At 70.6% G+C, this 1,643-nt stretch carries 1 protein-coding gene; it reads right to left on the reverse strand.

The window, feature by feature from the left end; all coding sequences use genetic code 11:
• Nucleotides 1-1,544: carbamoyltransferase HypF (hypF, locus tag ACT6Y9_RS10850; RefSeq protein ID WP_443744539.1), on the reverse strand; the 1,544-nt coding region annotated here is incomplete at its 3' end.
• Nucleotides 1,545-1,643: the final 99 nt, after the last annotated feature.

Genomic DNA, 1,643 nt, shown 5'->3' on the forward strand with positions numbered 1-1,643 from the left:
GCGGCGTGGTGCGCGATCTGAATGAAGGGCTTCCCGTTCTCTTCGGCAAGGCGCCCGGCCAGGCGGGTTGAATAGAAGTCCGGATGAAGGTCCGCGGCGTAGGCTTGGGGCGCCTTCTCGAGGATGCGCTCCAGGTGAGCGACGGCGAGATCGAGCGCTTCGCACGACGAGACGTTCTCAAGGTCGCCGATGTGCTGCGTGAGGAAGAGCTCGTCGCCGCGGGTGGCGGCGGCGGCGTTTTTGAGAAACGCCCCCAGGGCGAGCACGTCCGGCGCTTTCTCCACCTTCGGGATCTTCACCGCCTCGGGCGTTACGCCGCGGGCGCGGCGCACCCAGAGGACCCCGGAATCCACGACGCGCGCCACGGAATCGTCGCAGCGCACGAGGATCTCTCGGTCGTGCATGAGGAAGCGCTCGGCGATGCGCCCGAGGCGCGCGAGCGCCTCGTCGTTGCCGATCACGAGGGGCTCGCCCCCGGGATTGGCGCTCGTCATCACGAGGAGCGGCTCCTGCGGGGCTTCCATCCAGGCGGTTCCCTCGGGTTCGCCCGTGAGGGCGTGAAGGAGCAGCGCATGCAGGGGCGTATAGGGGAGCATCATGCCCACCTCGGCGAGTCCCGGCGCAATGCCGGGCAGGGCCGCGGGCGACTCCGGGGCCTCTTCTTCGGCGCGCCGCAGCGACGGCGTCTTGCGGCAGAGCACGATCGGGTGGGCGGGGGAGAGGAGAAGCGCCTCCTCGTCCTTCGAGACCTCCACCCACCGGCGCGCGGAGGCGACGCCGGCGCACATGACGGCAAGGGGTTTTTCGTCGCGGCCCTTCCTTTGGCGCAGGCGCTTCACGGCCGCGGGATTTCGTGCGTCGCAGACGAGGTGGAAGCCCCCGATGCCCTTCAGGGCGACGATTTCGCCGCGCTTCAAGGCCGCAGCCGCTTCACGCACCGGGTCGCCCGTGAGCGCGCGGCCCGCCGCGTCCGTCCACGCGAGCTGCGGGCCGCAGACGGGGCAGGCGTTGGGCTGCGCGTGGAAGCGCCGGTCGGCGGGGTTCTCGTACTCGGCGAGGCACGCCGGGCACATGGGGAAAACCGCCATCGAGGTCTGCGGACGGTCGTAGGGGAGGCGCCGCGTGATCGTGAAGCGCGGTCCGCAGTGGGTGCAGTTCGTGAAGGCGTAGCGGTGCCGGCGGTTCGCCGGGTCGAAGACGTCCGCAAAGCAGGCGCGGCAGGTCGCGGCGTCCGCGGTGATCATCGTCGTGACGGCGCCGGCGTGCTCGGACGCTGCAATTCTGAAGGACGCGAAGCCCTTCACCTGCGCCGGAAAGGCCGAGATCGAGTCGATGCGGGCGAGCGGGGGCTTTTCGCGCAGAAGTTCGTCGGGGAAGGCGGCGAGCGCCGCCGGGTCCCCTTCGAGGTGCACGCCCACGCCCTGCGGGTCGTTGTAGACCTCGCCCGTGAGGCCGAGCGCGACGGCGATGCGCCAGACCGTGGGGCGGAACCCCACGCCCTGGACGAGTCCCTCGACGCGGATGAGCTGGGCTGCGGTCGCCATAAGACGGTTCTCCCAAGATTGCTCCTGATGGTTCGGGATCCGGACGGCCCGTGAGGAGCCGCGGGCGCTCAGGACGCCCGCAGTTCCGGGAAAGCCGGG

Source organism: Sutterella sp., assembly GCF_052272535.1.
Lineage (GTDB): Bacteria > Pseudomonadota > Gammaproteobacteria > Burkholderiales > Burkholderiaceae_F > Sutterella.